This is a genomic window from Devosia alba, from assembly GCF_039938915.1.
GTDB lineage: Bacteria > Pseudomonadota > Alphaproteobacteria > Rhizobiales > Devosiaceae > Devosia > Devosia alba.
In genome coordinates this window covers 114,717-134,869 of record NZ_JBDUUI010000002.1, presented here as the reverse complement: position 1 = coordinate 134,869, position 20,153 = coordinate 114,717, and the positions used below count along the sequence as shown (strand labels likewise).

The 20,153-nt window shown below is 61.6% G+C and carries 22 protein-coding genes and 1 tRNA gene; 12 read left to right on the top strand and 11 right to left on the bottom strand.

Going from position 1 to position 20,153, the window contains the following annotated elements; all coding sequences use genetic code 11:
- Window positions 1–87 precede the first annotated feature (87 nt).
- Complete coding sequence (locus ABFY71_RS03140) at window positions 88–720, top strand: septation protein A (protein ID WP_305579434.1); 633 nt, start codon at window positions 88–90, stop codon at window positions 718–720.
- 23 nt (window positions 721–743) lie between these two features.
- On the opposite strand, the gene ABFY71_RS03135 is transcribed toward ABFY71_RS03140, so the two are convergent.
- From ABFY71_RS03135 to tsaD, 5 genes are all read right to left on the bottom strand, one after another.
- Entirely contained in the window at window positions 744–1,148 is a 405-nt protein-coding gene (locus tag ABFY71_RS03135; RefSeq protein WP_347944645.1) for a DUF1761 domain-containing protein, read from the bottom strand.
- Between the two features lie 68 nt (window positions 1,149–1,216).
- Entirely contained in the window at window positions 1,217–1,651 is a 435-nt protein-coding gene (locus ABFY71_RS03130) for an EVE domain-containing protein (RefSeq protein WP_347944644.1), read from the bottom strand.
- A 4-nt stretch (window positions 1,652–1,655) separates the two neighbouring features.
- Window positions 1,656–1,949 (bottom strand): YciI family protein, encoded by a 294-nt coding sequence (locus ABFY71_RS03125; RefSeq protein ID WP_347944643.1) that lies wholly within the window; start codon window positions 1,947–1,949, stop codon window positions 1,656–1,658.
- 7 nt (window positions 1,950–1,956) lie between these two features.
- Window positions 1,957–2,943, bottom strand: coding sequence for an NAD(P)H-dependent glycerol-3-phosphate dehydrogenase (locus ABFY71_RS03120; RefSeq protein WP_347944642.1), 987 nt, complete (start codon window positions 2,941–2,943; stop codon window positions 1,957–1,959).
- The gene (gene tsaD, locus ABFY71_RS03115) at window positions 2,933–3,988 is read right to left on the bottom strand and encodes a tRNA (adenosine(37)-N6)-threonylcarbamoyltransferase complex transferase subunit TsaD (protein ID WP_431021506.1); all 1,056 of its coding nucleotides are present in this window, start codon (window positions 3,986–3,988) and stop codon (window positions 2,933–2,935) included. Before tsaD ends, ABFY71_RS03120 begins: the two co-directional genes overlap by 11 nt.
- A gap of 70 nt (window positions 3,989–4,058) precedes the next feature.
- Here tsaD and hemC point away from each other — a divergent pair, with 70 nt between their 5' ends.
- The 5 genes from hemC (at window position 4,059) to ABFY71_RS03090 (ending at window position 8,710) form a co-directional block, all read left to right on the top strand.
- The gene (gene hemC / locus ABFY71_RS03110) at window positions 4,059–5,006 is read left to right on the top strand and encodes a hydroxymethylbilane synthase (RefSeq protein ID WP_347944640.1); all 948 of its coding nucleotides are present in this window, start codon (window positions 4,059–4,061) and stop codon (window positions 5,004–5,006) included.
- The gene (locus ABFY71_RS03105) at window positions 5,003–5,734 is read left to right on the top strand and encodes a uroporphyrinogen-III synthase (protein WP_347944639.1); all 732 of its coding nucleotides are present in this window, start codon (window positions 5,003–5,005) and stop codon (window positions 5,732–5,734) included. The genes hemC and ABFY71_RS03105 overlap by 4 nt, the downstream gene beginning before the upstream one ends.
- Before the next feature lie 28 nt (window positions 5,735–5,762).
- Entirely contained in the window at window positions 5,763–7,112 is a 1,350-nt protein-coding gene (locus ABFY71_RS03100) for a COG4223 family protein (protein ID WP_347944638.1), read from the top strand.
- Window positions 7,109–8,485 carry a heme biosynthesis protein HemY gene (locus ABFY71_RS03095; protein ID WP_347944637.1) on the top strand — a complete coding sequence of 459 codons (1,377 nt, stop codon included), beginning with the start codon at window positions 7,109–7,111 and terminating at the stop codon, window positions 8,483–8,485. Before ABFY71_RS03100 ends, ABFY71_RS03095 begins: the two co-directional genes overlap by 4 nt.
- 149 nt (window positions 8,486–8,634) lie before the next feature.
- Window positions 8,635–8,710, top strand: a tRNA-Thr gene (locus ABFY71_RS03090).
- A gap of 34 nt (window positions 8,711–8,744) precedes the next feature.
- Here the strand turns inward: ABFY71_RS03090 and ABFY71_RS03085 are convergent.
- Both ABFY71_RS03085 and ABFY71_RS03080 read right to left on the bottom strand, forming a co-directional pair.
- Window positions 8,745–9,743 carry a hypothetical protein gene (locus ABFY71_RS03085; RefSeq protein WP_347944636.1) on the bottom strand — a complete coding sequence of 333 codons (999 nt, stop codon included), beginning with the start codon at window positions 9,741–9,743 and terminating at the stop codon, window positions 8,745–8,747.
- A gap of 104 nt (window positions 9,744–9,847) precedes the next feature.
- Window positions 9,848–10,159: a hypothetical protein gene (locus tag ABFY71_RS03080; RefSeq protein WP_347944635.1), complete on the bottom strand. Its 312-nt coding sequence runs from the start codon at window positions 10,157–10,159 to the stop codon at window positions 9,848–9,850.
- Window positions 10,160–10,274: 115 nt separating this feature from the next.
- Between ABFY71_RS03080 and ABFY71_RS03075 the strand changes: the two genes are divergently transcribed.
- Window positions 10,275–10,493: a helix-turn-helix domain-containing protein gene (locus ABFY71_RS03075; protein WP_347944634.1), complete on the top strand. Its 219-nt coding sequence runs from the start codon at window positions 10,275–10,277 to the stop codon at window positions 10,491–10,493.
- A gap of 303 nt (window positions 10,494–10,796) precedes the next feature.
- Here ABFY71_RS03075 and ABFY71_RS03070 read toward each other — a convergent pair whose 3' ends face one another.
- From ABFY71_RS03070 to ABFY71_RS03060, 4 genes are all read right to left on the bottom strand, one after another.
- Window positions 10,797–13,217, bottom strand: a complete 2,421-nt coding sequence (locus ABFY71_RS03070) for a bifunctional DNA primase/polymerase (protein WP_347944633.1) — start codon at window positions 13,215–13,217, stop codon at window positions 10,797–10,799.
- A complete protein-coding gene (locus ABFY71_RS19295; RefSeq protein WP_406873948.1) occupies window positions 13,210–13,425 on the bottom strand; it encodes a helix-turn-helix transcriptional regulator in 216 nt (71 codons plus the stop codon). Before ABFY71_RS19295 ends, ABFY71_RS03070 begins: the two co-directional genes overlap by 8 nt.
- Window positions 13,426–13,785: 360 nt before the next feature.
- Window positions 13,786–14,241, bottom strand: coding sequence for a hypothetical protein (locus ABFY71_RS03065; RefSeq protein WP_347944632.1), 456 nt, complete (start codon window positions 14,239–14,241; stop codon window positions 13,786–13,788).
- Window positions 14,242–14,281: 40 nt separating this feature from the next.
- Window positions 14,282–15,445 (bottom strand): tyrosine-type recombinase/integrase, encoded by a 1,164-nt coding sequence (locus tag ABFY71_RS03060; RefSeq protein ID WP_431021499.1) that lies wholly within the window; start codon window positions 15,443–15,445, stop codon window positions 14,282–14,284.
- A gap of 278 nt (window positions 15,446–15,723) precedes the next feature.
- Here ABFY71_RS03060 and ABFY71_RS03055 point away from each other — a divergent pair, with 278 nt between their 5' ends.
- From ABFY71_RS03055 to ABFY71_RS03035, 5 genes are all read left to right on the top strand, one after another.
- Window positions 15,724–15,951, top strand: coding sequence for a type II toxin-antitoxin system prevent-host-death family antitoxin (locus tag ABFY71_RS03055; RefSeq protein WP_347944631.1), 228 nt, complete (start codon window positions 15,724–15,726; stop codon window positions 15,949–15,951).
- 58 nt (window positions 15,952–16,009) lie between these two features.
- Window positions 16,010–17,494 carry a DNA cytosine methyltransferase gene (locus ABFY71_RS03050; protein ID WP_347944630.1) on the top strand — a complete coding sequence of 495 codons (1,485 nt, stop codon included), beginning with the start codon at window positions 16,010–16,012 and terminating at the stop codon, window positions 17,492–17,494.
- On the top strand, window positions 17,491–17,907 hold the full coding sequence (locus ABFY71_RS03045; protein ID WP_347944629.1) for a very short patch repair endonuclease: 417 nt from the start codon (window positions 17,491–17,493) through the stop codon (window positions 17,905–17,907). Before ABFY71_RS03050 ends, ABFY71_RS03045 begins: the two co-directional genes overlap by 4 nt.
- A gap of 107 nt (window positions 17,908–18,014) precedes the next feature.
- Window positions 18,015–18,239, top strand: coding sequence for a hypothetical protein (locus ABFY71_RS03040; RefSeq protein WP_347944628.1), 225 nt, complete (start codon window positions 18,015–18,017; stop codon window positions 18,237–18,239).
- Between the two features lie 80 nt (window positions 18,240–18,319).
- Window positions 18,320–20,074, top strand: a complete 1,755-nt coding sequence (locus ABFY71_RS03035) for a hypothetical protein (protein WP_347944625.1) — start codon at window positions 18,320–18,322, stop codon at window positions 20,072–20,074.
- Window positions 20,075–20,153 lie beyond the last annotated feature (79 nt).

Below are 20,153 nucleotides of genomic sequence, written 5' to 3'. Positions count from 1 at the left end.
AATCTGACCACGCTTGGTGCCTAGCACACCTTGCATGCCGGGGCTGCTACCCTCACATTGCCCCGACGCTGAACCGAGAAAATGTCCATGTCCGAAAAAGCCAAGACCGAGCACGCTGAACCCGAGGTCAACTGGGATGAACTGCGTCCGCAGCTGATCAAGATGGCGCTCGAGCTTGGGCCGCTGGTGGTGTTCTTCATCGTCAATGCGCGGGTTGATATTTTCGCTGCGACCGCCTGGTTCATGGGCGCGATGGTGATTTCGCTGGTCTTGAGCAAGGCGATCCTGAAAAAGATCGCCGTGATGCCGCTGGTGACCGGCGCCGTGGTGCTGGTGTTTGGCGGGCTGACATTGTGGCTGCAGGACGACACCTTCATCAAGGTCAAGCCGACCATCACCAATGGGCTGTTTGCCGGCGTGCTGCTGGGCGGGCTGCTGTTCAAGCACTCGCTGCTGAAATATGTGTTTGGCGACGTCTACAAGCTCAAGCCCGAGGGCTGGAGCAAGCTGACCCTGAACTGGGGCCTGTTCTTTGTGGCGCTGGCCATCATCAATGAAGTGCTGTGGCGCAATTTCTCGACCGATTTCTGGGTGACGTTCAAGGTGTGGGGCGTGATGCCGCTGACCATAGCCTTTTCGATCAGCCAGCTATCGCTGCTCAACAAATACGCGCCCCCCGATGAGCCGCACCACGTGCCGCCGATCGTCGTCGATAGCTGAGGCCCGCCAGCCACCGGCAGCAATCAGCCGAACAGGCCGATGACCGCGCCCGATATCAGCAGGACGCCGAGCAGATAGCCGCCATCGATGAAGGTGCGCGCCCAGGGGGCGCCCTCATAGCGATGGTTGAGCACCATGGATGTCAGCACAAAGCCCAGCCACATGGTGGCGCCAACGATCAGGCCATTGGCCACATTGGTTGCGCCGGTCACCGCCGGCGTCAGCAGGGCGATGAAATAGGCCATGACGAAGATGCACAGCACCGACCACAGATAGGGCGCGACGTCAGAGCGGTCGATATCGTCCATCTCCTTGCCGATGGAAGCGACCCACTGCCTGGCCAGCACCATGTACCAGGCGGCACCAAAGGCCCAGGCGACGACAGTGGCCAGAATGACGGCCAGCCAGTTTACCTCGAGATATGACATCGATCTTCTCCCCCAGAGTGAACGCTGCCGGCAAGCCTAGCGCCGGCTTGTCCGCTTGGGTAGGGGGCTCAGAGCCCGCCCATCTTGCACAGCAGCGCCCATTCGTCGGGGCTGACCTTGGAGACCGAGAGGCGCGACAGCTTGACCAGTTCAAGTTCGGCCAGCTCGGGCGTCGCCTTGATCGTGGCCAGGGTGACCGGCCTGGGCAGCGGCTTGATGGCGGCGACGTCGACACAGTCCCACACCACCTCGCCCTTGGCGTTGCGCTCGCCGGTGCTGTCGGGGTGGGCGGCGGCGACCACCTGCATGATGCCGACGATCTCCTTGCCGATATTGGAGTGATAGAAGAAGGCTTCATCGCCCAGGGCCATGGCGCGCATATTGTTGCGCGCCGCGTAATTGCGCACGCCGGTCCATTCCTCGGGCTCGTTGCGGGCGGTCTTGGCCTGCAGATCGGCAAAGGAAAACACGTCCGGCTCGGACTTCATCAGCCAGTAGGCCATGGCTTTAGTCCTTCGTGACCATGTGGTTGATGGCCAGGTTCCAGAGCTTGACCTCCCAGGAGGCAAATACCCCTTCGGTCACGAAGGGATCGGCGGCAAACAGGGCCCTGGCCTGTTCGAGGCTGTCGGCTTCAAGCACCATGACCGAGCCTTCGGCCTGGTCGTTCTCGTCCCAAAGCGCGCCGGCCAGCCGGAGCTTTTCCCCCAGGGAGGCGAGGTGTTCGAGATGGGTGGGACGGACCGCGAGGCGATGTTCGAGGCCGCCTGGCTTGTCCTTGCCGATAAATACAAACAGCATGTTCTCTCTAGTCCTCGCGTTTGAGCGGCCGGGCCATCAGGCCCGCAACCACGGTAGCTATATTGGCTTGGCCGCTGAGCACGGCGTGCACGGCGGCAATCAGGGGGGCATCGACATCGAGGCTATTGGCCAGCGCGTCGGCGACCGGGGTGGTGGCGACACCCTCGGCCAGCTTGGCGCCCGACGCAATGATCTGTTCGACCGATTGACCGCGGCCCAGGGCCATGCCGAACTGGTAATTGCGCGACTGCGCCGAGGTGCAGGTCAGCGTCAGATCGCCCAGGCCGGCCAGCCCGGTCAGCGTGGTCGTCGAACCGCCCATGGCCTTGACCATGCGGGCCATTTCGGCAAAAGCGCGGGCGATCAGGGCGGAGCGGGCCGAGGCGCCGAGGCCGGCGCCCTCAATGGCGCCGCAGGCCAGGGCATAGACGTTCTTCAGCGCCCCGGCGACTTCCACGCCAATGCGGTCGTCGCTGGCATAGGGGCGAAAGCTGGGGCCGGCCAGCGCGGCAGCCAGTTCGGAGGTATGATCGGCGTCATCGCCGGCCAGGGTGACGGCGGTGGGGCGACCGGCAGCAACGTCGGCAGCAAAGCTGGGCCCGGACAGGACGTAGGGAATGGCGTCGGGCGCCATATCGATCAGGATTTCGCTCTGGCGGTCCAGCGTGCCGGTTTCCAGCCCCTTGGCGGAGAGGATAACCGGCCGGTCGGCCAGCAATGCCGGATCCAGCGCCCCCAGCGCGGCGCGGGTCGATTGGGCGGGCACGGCCAGAATGATGATGTCGGCTGGCGCCGGCTGGGTGCTGGCCGTGATCGCCTCGTGCAGGATCTGGCCACCGAGATAGCGCTGATTGGTGTGGGCAATATTGATCTCGTCGGCCTGCGCCGCATCGCGGACCACAAGGCGCACCGTGCGGCCCGCCATGGCCGCAGCCTGCGCCAGCGCCGTGCCCCAGGCGCCGCCGCCAATCACCAGAACCGAATCAAGCGACATCGGGCACCTTCATGTCGGGCAGGTCGAGCGGCCAGCGTGGCCGGGCGGTAACGTCGAGCGGGTCGCGGACCCCCAGGGCAAAGCGCTCGGCGCCGGCCCAGGCGACCATGGCGCCATTGTCGGTGCACAGGGCAATGGGCGGCACAATCAGCGTGGCCCCCGCCGTTTCGCACACATTGGCCAGGGCCGTGGCGATGCTGCGATTGGCGGCAACGCCGCCGGCCACCACCAGGAGTGGCCTGGCCTGGGGCAATTCGGCCTTGAACCGCTCCAGCGCCTGGCTGGCCCGCACCGAAACAACTTCGGCGACAGCAGCCTGAAAGCTGGCGGCGATATCGGCGACGTCCTGGTCGCTGAGCGGGGCCAGCGCCTCGGCCTGCAGCCGCACGGCGGTCTTGAGGCCGGAAAAGGAAAAATCCAGCCGGGCCTCGCGCAATAGTGGGCGCGGGAATTTGAACCGCTTGGGGTCGCCTTGCATGGCAATGGCTTCCACGGCCGGTCCGCCGGGATGGCCCAGACTGAGCAGCTTGGCCACCTTGTCAAAGGCTTCGCCCAGCGCATCGTCAATGGTGGTGCCCCAGCGCTGGTAATCGCCGACGCCGCGCACCAGCACGAACTGGCTATGGCCGCCCGAAACCAGCAGCAGCAGATAGGGGAACGCCGCCTTGTCGGTCATGCGCGCGGTCAGGGCGTGCGCTTCAAGATGGTTGATGGCCAGCAGGGGCTTGTCCAGGGCGGCGGCCAGCGCCTTGGCGGTGGTCAGACCCACCAGCACGCCGCCGACCAGACCGGGGCCGGCGGTGACCGCGATGGCATCGACATCGGCCAGGGTGAGATCGGCCTCGCGGCAGGCCTGGGCAATGATATGGTCGAGATAGGTGACATGGGCGCGCGCCGCCAGTTCGGGCACCACGCCGCCGAATGCCGCATGTTCATCGAGCTGACTGCGGACCACATTGGACCGAATCGTTGAATTGCCTGATTGGTCTCGTACAACGATGGCTGCGGCGGTTTCGTCGCAGCTGGTCTCGATGCCAAGGATAATGGCTGGCGCTTGCCCGGTCACGATGAACTGGTTACTCCCTGAAGGGTCTCTCTGCCTACTATAGGACCAAATGACTTTGCAATCTCCCCAAGCCTTTGCCCGGATCGGAACGCGCGGCAGCCCGCTGGCGCTGACCCAGGCGCGCCTGGTGCGCAGCCTGCTGGCCCAGACCCATGGTGTCAGTGAAGACGACATCACCATTGAGGTGCTCTCGACCGGCGGCGATCGCAGTCAGGCCAGCAATGCCAGCCTGAGCGATATTGGCGGCAAGGGCCTGTTCACCAAGGAAATCGACGAGGCCATGCTGGCCGGGCGCATCGATATCGGCGTGCATTCGAGCAAGGATGTGGCGACCCGGCTGCCGGACGGCCTGGCGCTGGTGGCGTTTCTCGAGCGCGAGGATGTGCGCGACGCCTTCCTGTCGGTGAAGGTGCAGAGCCTTGATCATCTGGCCGAGCGCGCCAAATTCGGCACCTCATCGATTCGGCGGGCGGCGCAGGTGCTGCGCCAGCGCCCGGATCTGCAGATCGTGCCGTTTCGCGGCAATGTCGGTACCCGCCTGCAAAAACTGATCGAGGGGGTGGCTGACGCCACGCTGCTGGCCATGGCCGGGCTCAATCGGCTGGGCGAAGGCCATCGCGCCACCGGCCAGATGGATCCGGAGATTTTTCTGCCCGCGCCGGCGCAGGGCGCCATCGGGCTGGCGGTGCGCAGCGACGACGCGCGGATGGCCGATCTGGTGGCGGCGCTCGACCATGCCCCGACCCATCGGGCCATTGCGGCCGAGCGGGCCATGCTGGCGGTGCTCGATGGCTCCTGCCGCACCCCGGTGGGGGCGCTGACCAGGCTCGACAATGGCACGCTGACCCTCAAGGGACAGATTCTCAGCCTGGATGGCCAGACCGCCTTTGACAGCACTGCCAGCGGGACGGATCCGCTGGCGCTGGGCCGCGGGGTGGGCGAGGATCTGCTGGCGCAGGCCGGGACGGATTTTCTGGCGCAGTGGGCCGCCACATGACGCGGATGCTGGTGACCCGGCCGGAGCCGGATGCGCAATCCTCGCTGGCGCGGCTGCTGGCCCTCGATATCGACGCGGTGGCGGTGCCGGTGATGGAGCGCGTGAGTCTGGATGTCAGCCTGCCGCCTGCCGATGGCTTTGCCGCCGTGGTGCTGACCAGCGCCAATGCGGTGCGCACGCTGGTGGAGCGCAATGTCGTCGGCGACTATGCGCATCTGCCGGTGCTGGCGGTGGGCGACCGTACGGCGCGCGACGCCGAAATGGCCGGCTTTGCCCATGTCAGCAGCGCAGCCGGGGCGTTTGCCGATCTGGTCAATGCCATCAGCCTGTCCGGCCTCAAGGGGCCGCTGTTCTACCCCACCGGCAAGCATCAGAGCGCCGATCTGGCCAAGGCCGTGGCGCCGCTGGGTGTGATGGTGGCCACGGCGAAAATCTACGACATGGTCGCCATTGCCGCGCTGCCCGGGGCCATTCTGGCCGAGCTGGGCGATGGCCGCATCAATGCGGTGCTGGTCTATTCACGCCGCACCGCCGAAATCTTCGCCGATCTGGCGCAGAGGCTGAATCGTACCCAGCGGCAGGCGCTGGGCATGCTATGCATGAGTGAAGCGGTGGCCGAACCGCTGCTGGGCGCCCATTTCAACCGCATCAGCCTGGCCGATCGCCCGGACGAAGAGGCAATGATGGCCATGGCGCTGGGTTTTGCCCGCGCGCAAACTGGGCCATAGTCGATATTGAACATGAGGATTCCCGGATATGGCCGATAGCAAGGGCAGTGATCCCAAGCCGAGCGAGACCAAGGCGAACCAGACCAAGCCTGGCGCAGTCAAGCCGCCCGTGCTCGATCTGACGGCGCGTCCGGTTGGCGCCGAGGCCAGCAAGGCCGCGCCCGGAACGGCCGGGGCCAGCAAGTCCGACGCCGGCACGGCCGGGGCAGGGACAACCGCCAGCGCCGGCAAGCCTGTGGACGCGCCAGCCTCAGGCGCCGGGGCCACTGACAAGCCCAGGCCAGCCGACAAGCCGCCAGAAAAGCCTTCAGAAAAACCCTCAGACAAGCCAAGGCGGGTGCCGGCCGCGCCGGCTTCATCGGGCTTTGGTTTTGGCGCGGCGCTGCTGGGTGGCCTGCTCGGGCTCGGGGCGGCCTATGGGCTGGCCTATGCCGGCTGGTGGCCGGCGCCGGCAGCGCCGGTGGCCGTGGCCGATCCGCGGCTGGCCGAGTTCAGCAAAGCCATTCCCGAGCTGGAAACCGTGACCCGGACCACGCAATCGGAACTGGCCACCCTCAATCAGCGCATCGGGGCGCTGGAGCAGGCCGAGCCTGCCGCTACCCCGAGTGCTGCCGCGCCGGTTGATCTGGTGGGGATCGAAGGCGACATTGCGGCGCTGGCCGCCCGGGTCGACACACTGGCGGCAGCACCTCCGCCGGTGGCCGATACGGATGCGCTGGACCGGCTGCGCGGCGATTTTGTCACGCTGGGCGCACGGATAGACGAACTGGCGGCCCGGCTGGGCAGTGCCGAAGCCAATCTGCGCACGCTCGACAGCAGCGTCAGCCAGACCAGCGCTGCCCTGGCGTCGCAGCCCAGCGATATCGGCGCTGTTCTGCAATTGCCCCTGATCCTGTCGGGCTTTGAAACCGCCTTTGCCACGGGCCGCCCCTATGAGACCGAGCTGGCGGCGCTGCGCGCTGCCGCGCCCCAGGCCGATATTCCCACCCTGATCGCCAACAGGGCGCCGCAGGGCCTGACCCGTCCCGACGTCATCGCCCGGCAGTTTGACGCCGTGCTGCCGGCCATTCTGGCAGGCCGGCCGGTCGATCCCGATGCCCAGTGGCAGGATGGTGCGCTCGACTGGTTCGCCGGGGCCATCGCGCTGCGGCCGACGGGAGAAATCGCGGGCGACACGCCCCAGGCCATTGCCTCACGGCTGATCGGCGCGGTGGAGCGGCGTGATTTCGCCAGTGCCCAGACCCTGCTCGAAAGCCTGCCCGCGCCCATGCAGGCGGCGGCCGGTGCGGTGCCGGCGCTGTTTGCCGAGCAGGCGGCGGGAGAGGCTTTTCTGCAAGAGCTGCGTGATGCGGCCCTCAGTGGCGAGGTCGCCCGATGATCCGTCTGGCGTCCTGGATCGTGGGCAGTCTGGTCATCGCGGCGCTGGCCGCCTGGATGATTTCGCTGCCCGGCACGCTGACGCTGGAGGTGGCGGGCTATCGCATGCAGCCGCGGCTGGGCGTGGCGGTGTTCATGTTCATGGTGATCGCCATTGTGGTGATTTTCATCTGGGCCATTGTCCGGCGGATCATCTCGGCGCCGCGCGCCATGGCCCGGCGCCGGCGTGAACGGCGTCGCGAGCAGGGTGTCGAGGCGCTTGGCGCGGCGATGATTGCACTGCAGGCCGGTGATCCGGGCCGGGCGCGGTCGCTGGCGCGTGATGCGCAGGCGCGTCTGCCATCCAATGCCGCCGCCCGATTGCTCGAGGCGCGGGCCGATCTGGCGCTGGGCGACATGGCTGCAGCACGCGAACACTACCGGGCGCTGATTGCCAGCGACCAGACCGCGCTGGCCGCGCTGACCGGACTTTATGACCAGGCGCGGGCCCAGCAGCGGCCGCAGGCGGCGCTGACCTTTGCCCGCAAGGCCCTCAATCTGGCGCCGGACAGTGCCTGGGCGGCTGAAGCGGTGTTCAACGATCTGGCGCAGCGCGGGCAATGGGCCGAGGCGGTGGCGATGGTCAATGCCGAACAGGCCGGCAGCCGCGAGCAACGCGCCCGCAAGCGGCGCCGGCAGGCGGTGATCGAGACTGCCCGGGCCCGCGAGAGCGAAACCAGCGAGCCCCTGTCGGCGCTGGAACATGCCTTGACCGCGCTCCGGCTGCTGCCCGACTTTGTGCCCGCAGCGCTGATTGCGGCGCGCATCCACATCAATCGGGGCGAAACGCGCAAGGCGATGAGCCTGCTGCGCCGGATCTGGCGCGCCACCGGACATCCCGACATTGCCGCGCTTTATGGCCATGCCCAGCCCGGCGCTTCGGCCGTCGATCGGCTCAAGCGCATGGGCGAGATCATCGAGACCCCGCCGCCGCACCGGGCGGCCGGCATGGCCCTGGCCCGCGCGGCCATTGATGCCTATGACTGGGTGCTGGCGCGCCAGGCGCTGGCGCCGTTCGCCGGCCCCGATGCGACCCAGGGCGTGGCCAGCCTGATGGCCGAGATCGAAGAGGGCCAGCATGGCGATCAGGGCCGGGCTCGCGAATGGCTGGCGCGCGCCGTGCGGGCGCCGCGCGATCCGGCCTGGACGGCCGATGGCATGGTGAGTGATGAATGGGAGCCGGTGTCCCCGGTCACCGGTCGGCTGGACGCCTTTGAGTGGAAGGTACCAATGATCGCCACCATGACGGCGACAACGCCGCCCGATGGCGGGCTGCTGGCACAATCATCCCCCCAGCCCGCCTTGCCTCTTGCACCCGCCCCCAACCCAACGTAAAAGCTCACCCGTTGCCGCATTAGCTCAGTTGGTAGAGCACATCATTCGTAATTAGCGGGTCCGCTAGAGAATGACGTTCGAAGCCAGTGCGTTGGGGCTGGTGAGTGAAAGTTAGTAGGGCCATAGTATGGCCGTGTGTGAAGGGTTAAGCCGCTTTAGCTCAGTTGGTAGAGCACATCATTCGTAATGATGGGGTCAGGTGTTCGAGTCACCTAAGCGGCACCACTTTCCAACCAAACACGATGGCCGTGTCTGAGGCCTAATCGGGGCTTTGGATTGTTCGGACCTCTTTGATTAAGCGTCTAAACTCGCCGTCGTCGCTAGCACCCTTCCAAAAATTGACAAACCGACAAACGATTTGAAGATTGCCCGGCTCGTAGTGGCCAGCGCTGTCGATGCGGTCGAGAGAGCAGAAAAACTGCTTGTCGCCCCCGCGTTCGTCATAGTCCAGCCGCAGATCCGTAAGGGCACACCTATGCTCTTGGCGCTCCACGAGTTCGAGAATGTGTCGCTCTAGGCTGGCTTGGTCGTTGAACAAGAACTTCTTGTCCTTAAGCGTCCTGACAACCTCTTGACCGTTGGCTGTTTTCACAGTCTTGAGCACAGTAAGTGCCATTCGTTCGGAAGCTTCCCGGTAGGCAGCAATTCGTTTTTCGTCGTAGCTGGTGACGGGATTATGCTGCGCTTTGGCGTTGTCGTTTTTGCGTCGCCATAAAGGTCTTGAGTGCCATTCGGACAGGTCGGCACCATTGATGAGTGCGGCGGCATACGCCGCGTAGTCTTCGCTCAGCTCCTGCAGAGTTGCTTCCGTAGACAGGAAATCTTTCGCCTTAGGATGAAGCGAGCGCCAGAACAATTCCTGGCCCGTACGACTTCGGTCGGACCACTCCGCGCAAGGTTTATGGCAGACAATGACGTCGCGTTTGAACCCCACAGGTTCTGTCTTGCGTTCGAAAGTTGGCTGTTCCGAAGTTGAGATGGTCCACCAGACTTTTTCGCCATCCCTATGAATCCATATGTCATCTGAGGTATCAGAAACGATGGTCATAAGGTTGTACCAGCGCGCCGCGACCGCACGCGTCGGCGTCAGCCCCGCTGCGGTCTTTCCCCGCATTCGTGAGGTTATGTAGGCTTCACGGTCCCCGGCTTCCCAAAGCTGTTGGGCACTGACCTCATTCATCGTCGCTACTGTTCCGCGACGCCTGCACTCTGGCCACTCGTAATTCTCACGACCGAAATTGGCGATGAAAACTCGCAATGTTCGATATCCCCATGCCAACCAAAGCAGTTCGCCATCGCGAGCCTATCGGAATACGACGCGGTGTCTATGCATCCCCCTGCGCTGCTCCGCGTGAGTGCAAGCTATCCGGTTCGATTCGGTGGCCGCTGCATACGCTTCTGCACGGCCTTCCTCACCCGATGCCAATAGGTCTGCTCCGCCCCGTCGCTATCGTACCAAGCGCGCTCGTGGCGGGCGAAAGCCTCAAGTTCCGGGTCGGGGTAGCCGGCGATGATGTCGTCAGCTTCGCGGGCGATATCATCGGCGGGGATTAGCCTAGGTTTTATCGCGTCGGTCCAGATCGTCCAAACGATCATCCCAATGAAGATAAACGCCTGCCCGCCGAAGAAGATCAGCAAGAGCCACGAAAGTGCTTGAGCAAATATATCCCACATCGCACTACCCCCGGTGAAATGCGATGTAGCCTATAGTCGACAGTTTGAATCTGAAAGCAGAAATGAGACTCATAGTCCGTGGTCTCATCGTCTACACATCGGCCCTATCGCGGGCATGGAAGACGTGTGCGCGATACTGGCCCGAAACATCAAGGAAGCCCGAAGCCTGCTGGGTTGGTCCCAGGAAGAGCTTGCCGCACGCGCCGAAATCGACCGCACTTATATCTCGGGCGTTGAGCGGCAGGTGCGGAACCCGACGATTACCGTCGTCGCCAAGCTGGCCAAGGCTATCGGCACCACCACGGCAGACCTGTTAACTGACCGATCGAATTGACCCGTGCGGGCGCGGACCAGGGTGAAAAACGACGCGCATGCGCTGCCAAGCCTGCGATGCATAGCCCTGCCGCGCTGGCCCACAACCTGCCCACAGGCCCGCCACGGTGGTTACCGCAAAGTTACCGCAAACCGCCCTGCTCGGACGTCTGAGGGCGCTCTGAGGGGCATGCAATAGGCCCGGCGGGTACACTGCCCGGCCGGGCCTATTGGTTTTGAGGGGTTATGCGGGTTTGCAGGGCACGGGCGGTGGCGGCAAACCCGGCAAACCCATTTAAACCCGGTTCAGCACATTAACCGGATTTCAAAAGGGTGGACCGCCATCACTTCGCTCGGCACGGGCAGCGGTGCTGACGTCCATGACACGATATGCCTTCACGCCCGACCCGTCTGCTACCGACAACAACACCAAGCCGCCAACTCTGCGGTCAACATGCTTGGCCAGGAATCGTCCTACGCTACGCGCATTGAAATGCTGGTACCGCGTCGTGGCGATGAGTTCAGTCACAAGATCCTGTGCCGATCCCTTCCCCTGCTTGTCAGCCATCACGGCTAGCTCGGCAAGCGTGACGGGGCGATCCTTCAATGTCGTCCACCAGAGTCGGAGCAGGTCCAGTAGGACGGCCTTGGCCGGGTCGTCGGCAAGGACGCGTTCGCGCGTGTCGGCCGGATCGTCGTAGCCGAGCCAGACGATGGCCTCGCGCACGAGATTCCAGTCCTCGAACGAGCCAATCTTGTCCATCGGGTTCGGACGCCCTGCCGCTATATAGGCCCTCAGCACAGTCAGTCCCGCTGTCACCAGTCGCGGACGGTTGGCCCTAGCTTCGATACGCGGGTCAAAGCCGAACTGCCGCTGATCGGGCCGTTCCATGCCCGCGTCCATCCGACAGATAAGTGCACGCCGTGTGACATCCCCCGAAAGCGTCAAGTTGTTGCCAGTCGCCATGACGAGGCATCTCGTCGGTAATGTCCGCATCTCTGACTTGCCGAGGATACGTGGGCGCACATGTTCTTGGGTCAGCATTGTGCAGAGGAACTCGCCTTGAATCGGTCGATCGCAATTGTCTATTACGATGATCTGATCTCCGGCCATGAGGACCGAGGAAAGACGTTTTTGATCTTCCTCGCCGTTGAAGCCCTGCGACAGCATGGCCGGCTTATGGCCCGTAGCGATAATGCCCACCGTCTCGGCCAGGAGTGACTTGCCCGTCCCCGCCGTTGGCGCATCGATTGCGAAAAGCGGTGCGGCCGGAAACATCGGCCGCACGAGCGCAGTCAGCACCGCCGCAACAGTGACGCTTCGATCCGCCGCGCTGGCAAAGCAAAAGTCCCGGAATGGCTCGGCGAGGGAAGCGATGGCATGCTCCGCGTCGGCCTTACTCGGTATTTCCGGCACTGATTCGAAGACCACATTGCCCGGATCGTAAAGAAGCGCGGACGCTGCGTCGTATCCCGGTTCTTGGAGCATAGTGCCATCTGCGCGGAGTGTCGGGCTCTGAATCACGCCCTGCAGGAAAGGAGCCCGCCAATCGCCGACTCTGGCGAGATAGGCGAGGCTTGCTTGCGATGGCGGGTCGATCCGTTTCGGACCTTCCTCAGTCTCTCGCAGCCATTTGGCCGTGAGCGCGAACTGCTCACGTAGCCATGCCGCAACGACCGGCTGCAAGATTAGTGCGCCGCTGTCCCTGCCGACTCCTTCCAGATCGGCGCTGACCTTCAAACGGATCGGACGGACGAGCGTGTCGTAGCGCTGATAGATGGGGACGCCTGCCGTGAGAAGTGCGGCTTCAGCGGCGTCTACAGCCTGTGGCAGGAAGCCGGGGCGGATAGTAATAGCGTTGCCGTCCGAACCAGGATCGCCGGATAGCAAAGCCCCAAGCCATTTCCGCAAAGTGGGCTCCATCTCCGAGATGCCGAGCAATTCGCAGAGCTTCGGCAGGCCCCACACCTCCTCTTGAGCGTCCAGCTTTGCTCGAGAGGCGGCGGCTTTGCCACCGCGTTTAGCGGCCTCATCATCACCGGCAAGGTTGGCGACGAGTTCGACCAACCGATCAATCTCGCCCTCATCAATCCCGGCTCGCAACAGTGTGCCGGTGAGAGCGAGGCATACATCGTCGCGATAGCCCGCCGATCTGGGATAGGCGCGCAGGATGAGAGCCATGAACGCTACTTGCCCGGCGCGCCGTTCCAGATCATTGCCATTGATCTCCGGTATTGTTCCCGGACCATTGTGCCAGCGGACGCGCTCACCGGATGGGTGTAGCGACGGCGGAACCATCGTCTGGTGACCGTCGCCCCTCAGTTCCAGCACCATCAAGCGCTCTCCGTCGAAGAGATGCGCTGCGACCTTTGGGATCTGGAAATGTACCACTCCCTTAGTCAACTTCCCGCGTGCAAAGCGGTGACTATAGGGGGAGCCGACGCGCCCGAAGCTTGGCAGATCGCTCAGCAGTTCGCGCCCGATCTGCGCGGCCTCGGACCAGTCGAAGTCGATATCAATCAAGCCACCCGAACGTTCTCCCAGAGCAAGGCCGACATTGCCAACCGGACTAAATTTCCGGCTGATGTCGTCATTGGTCCACACCATTGGTGTCTTCCAGTTGCGTTGCGGTTTCTTTTGATTTGCCGGGAGCGGCAGCGGCTCCCAACCCAACTGCCAGTAGTACTGGGCGGCTGTGGCCGACGACTCGAACTGCATTTCCGCGTTGAGTTTGAAATCAGTCATGGCATTCACCTCCGGACATACGGCCGGATTCAAGCCATGCTTCAACTTCGGACCTTCGGTAGAGAACGCGTCCTCCTACCTTGTACCAAGGCAGGCCATTTCCACGGCCTCGGATCCTCGCCTTTTCAAACGTGGACTTGCTCCGCTTGGTTAGCCAAGCGACTTCTTTCGTGCATAGCCATTCGTCAGCTTGCGCGCGTGTTTGCATAACGGGATGTGCCATTTGGCCACTCCACCTTTAGGCACGCGCCACAGACAGGCGGACGTGCCAAATTGAGGTTTCTGGGTGAGTGACTTCGGCGCTGGCTCCGGCCCGCCATAGAGCGGGCAACTCCCGTTCGCTTACGAGACCTCCACGTTGCACTGGTCCCGCCGACTTGGTCCCGGACTGCTACCGGCCTCGCGGATGTCAAACCGCTTTAGGTGTACCGCTCGCCGGAAAACCGGAGAGGAACGCGCTTCCAAGCCCGACCAAGATACGAGGTGGAAAAGACAAAAACAAGAAGGGTCTGCGGGGTGTGAAGCGCGGTGCTAGCCGATCCAACATTCGGCCTGCAGATAATTGGCCTCACGGCCTCGTGGGCACGGCCCATTCCGCGAGTTCATCGCAGAGCCGTCGCACGGCCTCCGCTTCAAGCGCTTCCTGAACGTGATCCGGTGCCACATCACAGGCATTGCCACGTTTGCTGAAAATCTCGCAAAGAACGCGCGCGGTCGCCTGCACCTCGCCAGCGGTGGCGCAACCTAGGACCCTACGCGCTGCGAGAGTTGCCAGTTCAGGGACCGTGCGGGTTGCACACCTTGGCGAACCAGCGCCTGAGCCCAGCGCTTGCATCTCGACGTCGCAAACATCCCGCCGCCTTTGTCGCAGCATAAACAGCAGCGCCCTCTCCATATCCTGTCCGTCCCGCGCCGCTGGCCCGATCAGCGCCGCTATCGCCGTTTGCAGCCGTTCTGCCTGAAGACCCTCGGTCTCGCTCGTCGTATGGGCATTGATGATCGCCAGCAGGAGGCGTTCCAGCACGCTTGGGCTTCCGCCGAAAGCTGCGCCGTAAGTGGATCCACTACCTGACATTGGCCAACTCCAATATCCGGGTCGCGACCAGTTCGACCGGCACGCGCAAGCGTTCAGCATTGACCACGATATAGCCGCCCGTGACGTCGCCATTGGCGCGGTGGTTCAGGAGCCGCTTGAGCGCGTAATATGGAACATCGAGGCTTTCAGCGATGGTGATGAAGGTACGCCGCAAATCGTGCAGGGTGAAGCTGACACCCGACCCCGTGGTGACGCGGAGCAGGAACTTCTTGGTTTCCACGAGGTGCCCATTCTTGCCCGGTCCGGGGAACACCCAAGGCGAGCCTTCCGACTGCTCCTTGCGCTTGGTCAGCAGGTCCGCCAGGAACGCCGACAGCGGCAGGTTCAGGGGATCGCCGTTTTTGGTGGTGGGCAGGTGCAGGGTCCGCGCTTGCAGGTCCACGTTGTCCCAGCGCAGCTTCATCAGCTCGCCCCTGCGCATTCCCGTGAACAGTGCCGTCAGTAGAAAGTCGCGGGAATAGTCAGGCTCAGCCATGACGGCCTTCCACCACATGGGCAGGTCCAACGCCGTGACCAAGGTCTGCCGACGCCGCTCGCGATACCATGCCCGCGCCTGCGAAAGGATCAGAACCGGGTTCGGCGGGAAGTCGTCCTGGGTGGCGGCAATGAAATTGTAGACCGAGCGCAGATGGCGCATCGCGTTGTTGGCAGTCACCTCGCCATGCGTCCTGGCAATCTCCTGATGCTTGGCCAACACCATTTGCCGGGTGATCTGGTTCATGGGCTTTTTGCGCCATGCCTTGAGGTATAGCTTGGCCGTGCGCCCGTAATTGGTGACGGTGTGAGGCGACAGCTTATTGCGTGCCTCGAAGAAGCGTTCGAAGGCCACGGCGAGCGTGACGCGCTCAACCGTCTCCTTGCGCTTTTCTTCGTTGGGGTTGCGGCCCTCCGCCATTTCGCCCAGCAGCGCCAGCGCCTTCTTGCGGGCCACCTCCGGCGCAAACAGGTCCGCGCGTCCTATGGTGACGCGGCGGGTATCGCGGTTCACCTGCCCTTCGGCGAAGTAGACCTTGGAGCGGCTGCCGACCCGAAGGCCGAAACCGGAGAGCAGCGTATCTCGGTAAAGGATTTGGCCGCTGGCAGCGAACGGAATGTCGTCAATGGCGCGGCGGGTAAGACGTAAGTTAGGCATTTGAGACCTCCTGTTGGCCTCAACTCAAACTAACCAAAACAACTTGAAAATACAAGCAATATCAGACCCTTATCTAAGATTTTCCAGCCCGATCCAGCATGATGTAACGCCATCCAGCGCCTGCGCACGCGCGATCGGACGCACATGAGCAACGGCAGGTTCAGTTTAGCCAACAAGGCCAGTGCTCCTTTTCCTGGATTCGCTGTGGGAAGTGGGAGGAAGCAAGCATCTGTGGATAGCCTCCGATCGCCAAACGGCATCTCCGGAACCGCATTGCAATGCGGACCCATGTAGCTAAAGTAGCTATTATGGATCGTACTCCGCAGAAAACTCTGTCTGCCCGTGAGGCAAAAAACCGCTTCGGTTACCTGATCGATTTGGCACGACAGGAACCGATTTTCATCGAAAAGCACGGGAGGCCGGTTGTCGTCGTCGTCAGCGTCGAGGACTACGAGCGGATGCGGAAGGCATATAACTCAGTGAAGAATAAGACAGGCCGTGAATAAAGTCTCTTACCCCGTAGTCGATATATTTGCTGGACCTGGTGGTCTTGGAGAGGGATTTTTGTCTTTGGACGACGGCAACGGAAGGCCTCGTTTCGAGAGTGTCGCGTCGATCGAGCGCGATGAGCATTCGCACCGCACTCTTCATTTGCGTCATTTCCTCAGAACGTTCCCGGACGGATTCCCGGAAGACTATTATGACTACCTCAAAGGCAATTTGTCGTTAGAGGAATTGTATTCGCGCTTTCCGGAAAATCGGTCTCATGCAGATGCCACTGCTCTCCGTATTTCACTCGGACCGGAAAGTCATACGACCGTTCGCCGGACTATTTCGGCCAAGCTAAAAGGGAAGCACAAATGGGCTTTGGTCGGGGGGCCTCCCTGCCAAGCCTACTCTTTGGTCGGCCGATCCCGCATGATGGGTGATCCTGATTTCGCCACAGATGCCCGGCACCGCCTCTATCAAGAATATCTGAAAATTATTATTGACCATGCTCCGCCTGTATTTGTGATGGAGAATGTCAAAGGACTCCTTTCCTCGAAAATCGACGGGAAGCTGACCATCGATCTTATACTTGCGGACTTGGCAAGGCCAACGGAGGCCGTGGATGGCGGGGCGACTGGTCTTGGTTATCGCCTGTTTTCACTTTCCGAGGCGGAAATACCTGGCCCGGATGCAGACCCGCGAATGTTCTTGGTTCGCGCCGAGGATTTCGGCGTCCCTCAGGCAAGACACCGAATGTTCATTGTCGGTATACGGGAGGATGTTCCCGTTTCACCCGGGAGGTTGAAGCGCCACAAGTCGCCCACACTCAGGCAGACGATAGAGAGTCTTCCTTCGATACGCAGTGGCTTGTCGAAAGCCGCGGACAGCTTCGAGGCATGGGTGAAAGAGATTGACGGTTTTGATCCCGAGTCTGTTCGCCAGCGGTTGAACGGCCATGCTTCCACGGGCGATCTCTTTGACGCCGTCAGCTCTGAGATTGTGCGCGTGCCACCGGGGAAACTCTCGCGACGATCAGCGATCTATCCGGCGCGTCCTGCGTTCCAGCACCCCGCTTTGGACTACATCTACGACCGTCATCTGGATACATTGGACGGCCATGAGGCCCGCACTCATATGGCCTCCGATCTTCGTAGGTACGCCTTCGCCGCTTCCTTTGCTCTGATCACTGGCAAAAGTCCTAAGCTGGCCGACTTTCCGGAGGAGTTGTTGCCCAAGCATCACAATGTTGAATTGGGCCGAGAGGGGAAAATGTTCTCCGACCGCTTCCGCGTGCAGCTTCCGGATCAGCCTTCCACAACAATTACTTCTCACATCTCCAAAGATGGACACTACTTCATCCACTACGATCCACTTCAATCCCGCAGCCTTACGGTCAGAGAGGCGGCGCGACTACAAACCTTTCCCGACAATTATAAGTTCTTGGGGACGCGCACGGCTCAGTACCATCAGGTCGGGAATGCAGTTCCGCCTTATCTTGCCAATCAAATCGCCGCAGTAATTGCAGAGGTTCTTGACGCGATGAGAGACGGAGACACTTGACGGACAGAATTTCACAAGAGCGCCGCAGTTGGAACATGTCCCGGATCAGGGGCAAAAACACGACGCCTGAGGTCCAGTTGCGGAAGCTCCTCCATGCAGCCGGCTATCGGTTCCGCCTTCATGGGCGGAACCTCCCCGGCAAGCCCGACATCGTCCTCAAGAAATACAAGACTGCCATCTTCGTTCACGGCTGCTTCTGGCACAGACATGAAGGATGTGCGGGGGCAACCGTACCCAAGACCCGCACAGAGTTCTGGACCGCCAAGTTCCAAGATACCGTTCAACGCGATCAGCGGAAACAGCAGGAACTTGAGAAGTCGGGCTGGCGGGTGATTACCGTCTGGGAATGCGACGTAAGGAGAAGGCCTGATGGCGTTCTAAAAGATATTGTAAGTCATATGGTTAGCATATAATTCTCCGAATTTTTCGCTCATAGAACGCATACATTTCCGAAATATACGGGTTTCTCTTGACACATTTCGTGGAAATATCCACGTTATGTGCAACACAGGAGCGATGTATGCGTGACAAGCGGAAAAAATTCGTTGATCTGGCCGAGGCCCGCGTGAACCGAGCGATCAAGGACATTCGTCTGATCGGCAATCTATCCAATCGCAGTGCCTACGAATTTGGGGAGGACGACATCCGCAAGATATTCAAAGCCCTCCAGAAGGAGATGGACAGCGCCAAAGGCCGGTTCGGCGGCGATGCGGATGCGAGTGAGGAGGGGTTTCGTCTCAAATGAATGTTCTGTCCACTGAGTCTTGGAGCTGGATATGGCCCAGCGTGGGAGCAACACCGATCCATCAGGGATTGGACTCGGAGATGTTCGACCGAACGGACTATCCGTACTCCGAAACCTTTGTTCGCGAGGCCATCCAGAACAGCCTTGATGCGCGGCTCGACCCGACGAAGCCTGTTTTCGTAAACTTCACCTTCCATGCGGAGGCGATAGGGCCGCGCCGTCCTTTTCTGGCGCAGGTGATGAACCATCGCAAAAAGGCCGGGCTTGAAATCCCGTCGGAGTGGACGAACGGAACCGTCCGCTGGCTTGTTGTCGAGGACTTCAACTCAAAAGGGTTAGGTGGCAGCCTGAGCAGCCGTGTCAGTGATTTCTGGAACTACTGGCTCAACTTCGGCCTGTCCAACAAGGACGGCTCGGGTCGAGGTGGCCGCGGGATCGGTAGAGTTACGTTCCTGATTGCTTCCCGCCTGCAGGGCGTTATTGGCTACACGCGGCGCGCTGCTGATGGCTCAAGCGCTATCTGCGGCATGGCGGTTCTGCGAGCGCAGGAAGACGGAGACGACCTCAAGTCCACCCACGCCTATCTGGCCGAGACTGAGGCCGGCAACATATACGCACTTCATCACTCGCCGGAATTCCAAAACAGTACACGCAACGCCTTTGGGTTCACCGGATATGATGGCGAGCACCAGAGTGGCCTTGGTCTCGCGATCCTCTATCCGCACGCCGAGTTGAAAGCAGACACCATTTTGGCCGCTGCGATCGAAAACTTCGCGCCAGCCATAATGAATGGGAACCTCGTCCTGAACGTCGATGACGTTGTGCTTGATGCCAAAACCATAGATGCAACCGCCTACAACGTTGCGAACTACTTGAACGACGAGGCTATAAAAGGTGATGTCGCCAGATATCTGAAACTCGTCCGCCTTGCCCAGACAGAAGCCTCGTTTCACACAATTAAGCTACCAACTGCCCAGAGTAGCGACTTCGCACTACTGCGGAAATCCCCCGCCATCAAAGCCTTGCAACTGAAGATCGCAAATGAACAGGACGTGGTGCTGAAGATCGCCTTTCCGCTGACCCGCAACGGGACCACAACAGAGGTTGCACTCAGAGCAGCTATCGGTTCCGCTGGATCAGGAAAAAGACCTATTGACCGCTTGTTTCGGGAAGGAATGGGCCTGCCCGATGTGAGAGCCAAGAGCCCTGGCGAACTGGACTCGGTCATGCTGGTTGGCGAGGGTGACTTGGCAGTCTACCTTAACTTCTGCGAGGGCAAGGCACATCTCGATCTGCTTGAATCAAAGGATGTAAGGCAGAAGCTGGAAGAACGCGGCTTCGATGGGCCACGCGTGAAGCGCCTCATAAAGAACCTGCCGATTGAGCTTAGGCTTCTATTGACGCCAGACGTAACGGCCCCGGATTCTCACGTTTTCGACACCTACTTCTCCAAGCCCTCAGACGAACCTGGCAAGAAGAAGAAGCCGAATAAGCCCGACAACCCTCCTGAGCCACCGCCACCGCCTCAGGCCCCGGCGTTCAGGGTGGAAACGCTTGATGATGGCCTGCGGATCAAGGCCAATTCCGACTATGTCGACTGGCCAGTGAATATGACACTCACGCTTTCGTATGCTGATGGCTCGCGCCGCCCGTCCTGGAGTCCGTTCGACTTCAAGCTCGATGACCTCAATATCAGCCACAAAGATTGTGATCTCGCCACTGACAAGAACAGAGTGAAAGCTTTAGATTGCGGCCCCAGTACGGAGATTGAGATCACCGGCTTCGACAAGAACCGGGAGCTGGACACCAATATAAGGCCTTGGAAGAATGCGTAAGAGGATCAGACTTACTGGACGCAGACAGCTTTCCCGGTCCTGCGTTGCGACCAAAGTCGTCGAGATTGGTGGCAAAAAG

Coding starts and splice junctions, on each gene's coding strand:
- ABFY71_RS03140 (WP_305579434.1), top strand. CDS start 88: ATGTCCGAAAAAGCCAAGACCGAGCACGCTGAACCCGAGGTCAACTGG.
- ABFY71_RS03135 (WP_347944645.1), bottom strand. CDS start 1,148: ATGTCATATCTCGAGGTAAACTGGCTGGCCGTCATTCTGGCCACTGTC.
- ABFY71_RS03130 (WP_347944644.1), bottom strand. CDS start 1,651: ATGGCCTACTGGCTGATGAAGTCCGAGCCGGACGTGTTTTCCTTTGCC.
- ABFY71_RS03125 (WP_347944643.1), bottom strand. CDS start 1,949: ATGCTGTTTGTATTTATCGGCAAGGACAAGCCAGGCGGCCTCGAACAT.
- ABFY71_RS03120 (WP_347944642.1), bottom strand. CDS start 2,943: ATGTCGCTTGATTCGGTTCTGGTGATTGGCGGCGGCGCCTGGGGCACG.
- hemC (WP_347944640.1), top strand. CDS start 4,059: ATGACTTTGCAATCTCCCCAAGCCTTTGCCCGGATCGGAACGCGCGGC.
- ABFY71_RS03105 (WP_347944639.1), top strand. CDS start 5,003: ATGACGCGGATGCTGGTGACCCGGCCGGAGCCGGATGCGCAATCCTCG.
- ABFY71_RS03100 (WP_347944638.1), top strand. CDS start 5,763: ATGGCCGATAGCAAGGGCAGTGATCCCAAGCCGAGCGAGACCAAGGCG.
- ABFY71_RS03095 (WP_347944637.1), top strand. CDS start 7,109: ATGATCCGTCTGGCGTCCTGGATCGTGGGCAGTCTGGTCATCGCGGCG.
- ABFY71_RS03080 (WP_347944635.1), bottom strand. CDS start 10,159: ATGTGGGATATATTTGCTCAAGCACTTTCGTGGCTCTTGCTGATCTTC.
- ABFY71_RS03075 (WP_347944634.1), top strand. CDS start 10,275: ATGGAAGACGTGTGCGCGATACTGGCCCGAAACATCAAGGAAGCCCGA.
- ABFY71_RS03070 (WP_347944633.1), bottom strand. CDS start 13,217: ATGACTGATTTCAAACTCAACGCGGAAATGCAGTTCGAGTCGTCGGCC.
- ABFY71_RS19295 (WP_406873948.1), bottom strand. CDS start 13,425: ATGCAAACACGCGCGCAAGCTGACGAATGGCTATGCACGAAAGAAGTC.
- ABFY71_RS03060 (WP_431021499.1), bottom strand. CDS start 15,445: ATGCCTAACTTACGTCTTACCCGCCGCGCCATTGACGACATTCCGTTC.
- ABFY71_RS03055 (WP_347944631.1), top strand. CDS start 15,724: ATGCGGACCCATGTAGCTAAAGTAGCTATTATGGATCGTACTCCGCAG.
- ABFY71_RS03040 (WP_347944628.1), top strand. CDS start 18,015: ATGCGTGACAAGCGGAAAAAATTCGTTGATCTGGCCGAGGCCCGCGTG.
- ABFY71_RS03035 (WP_347944625.1), top strand. CDS start 18,320: ATGTTCGACCGAACGGACTATCCGTACTCCGAAACCTTTGTTCGCGAG.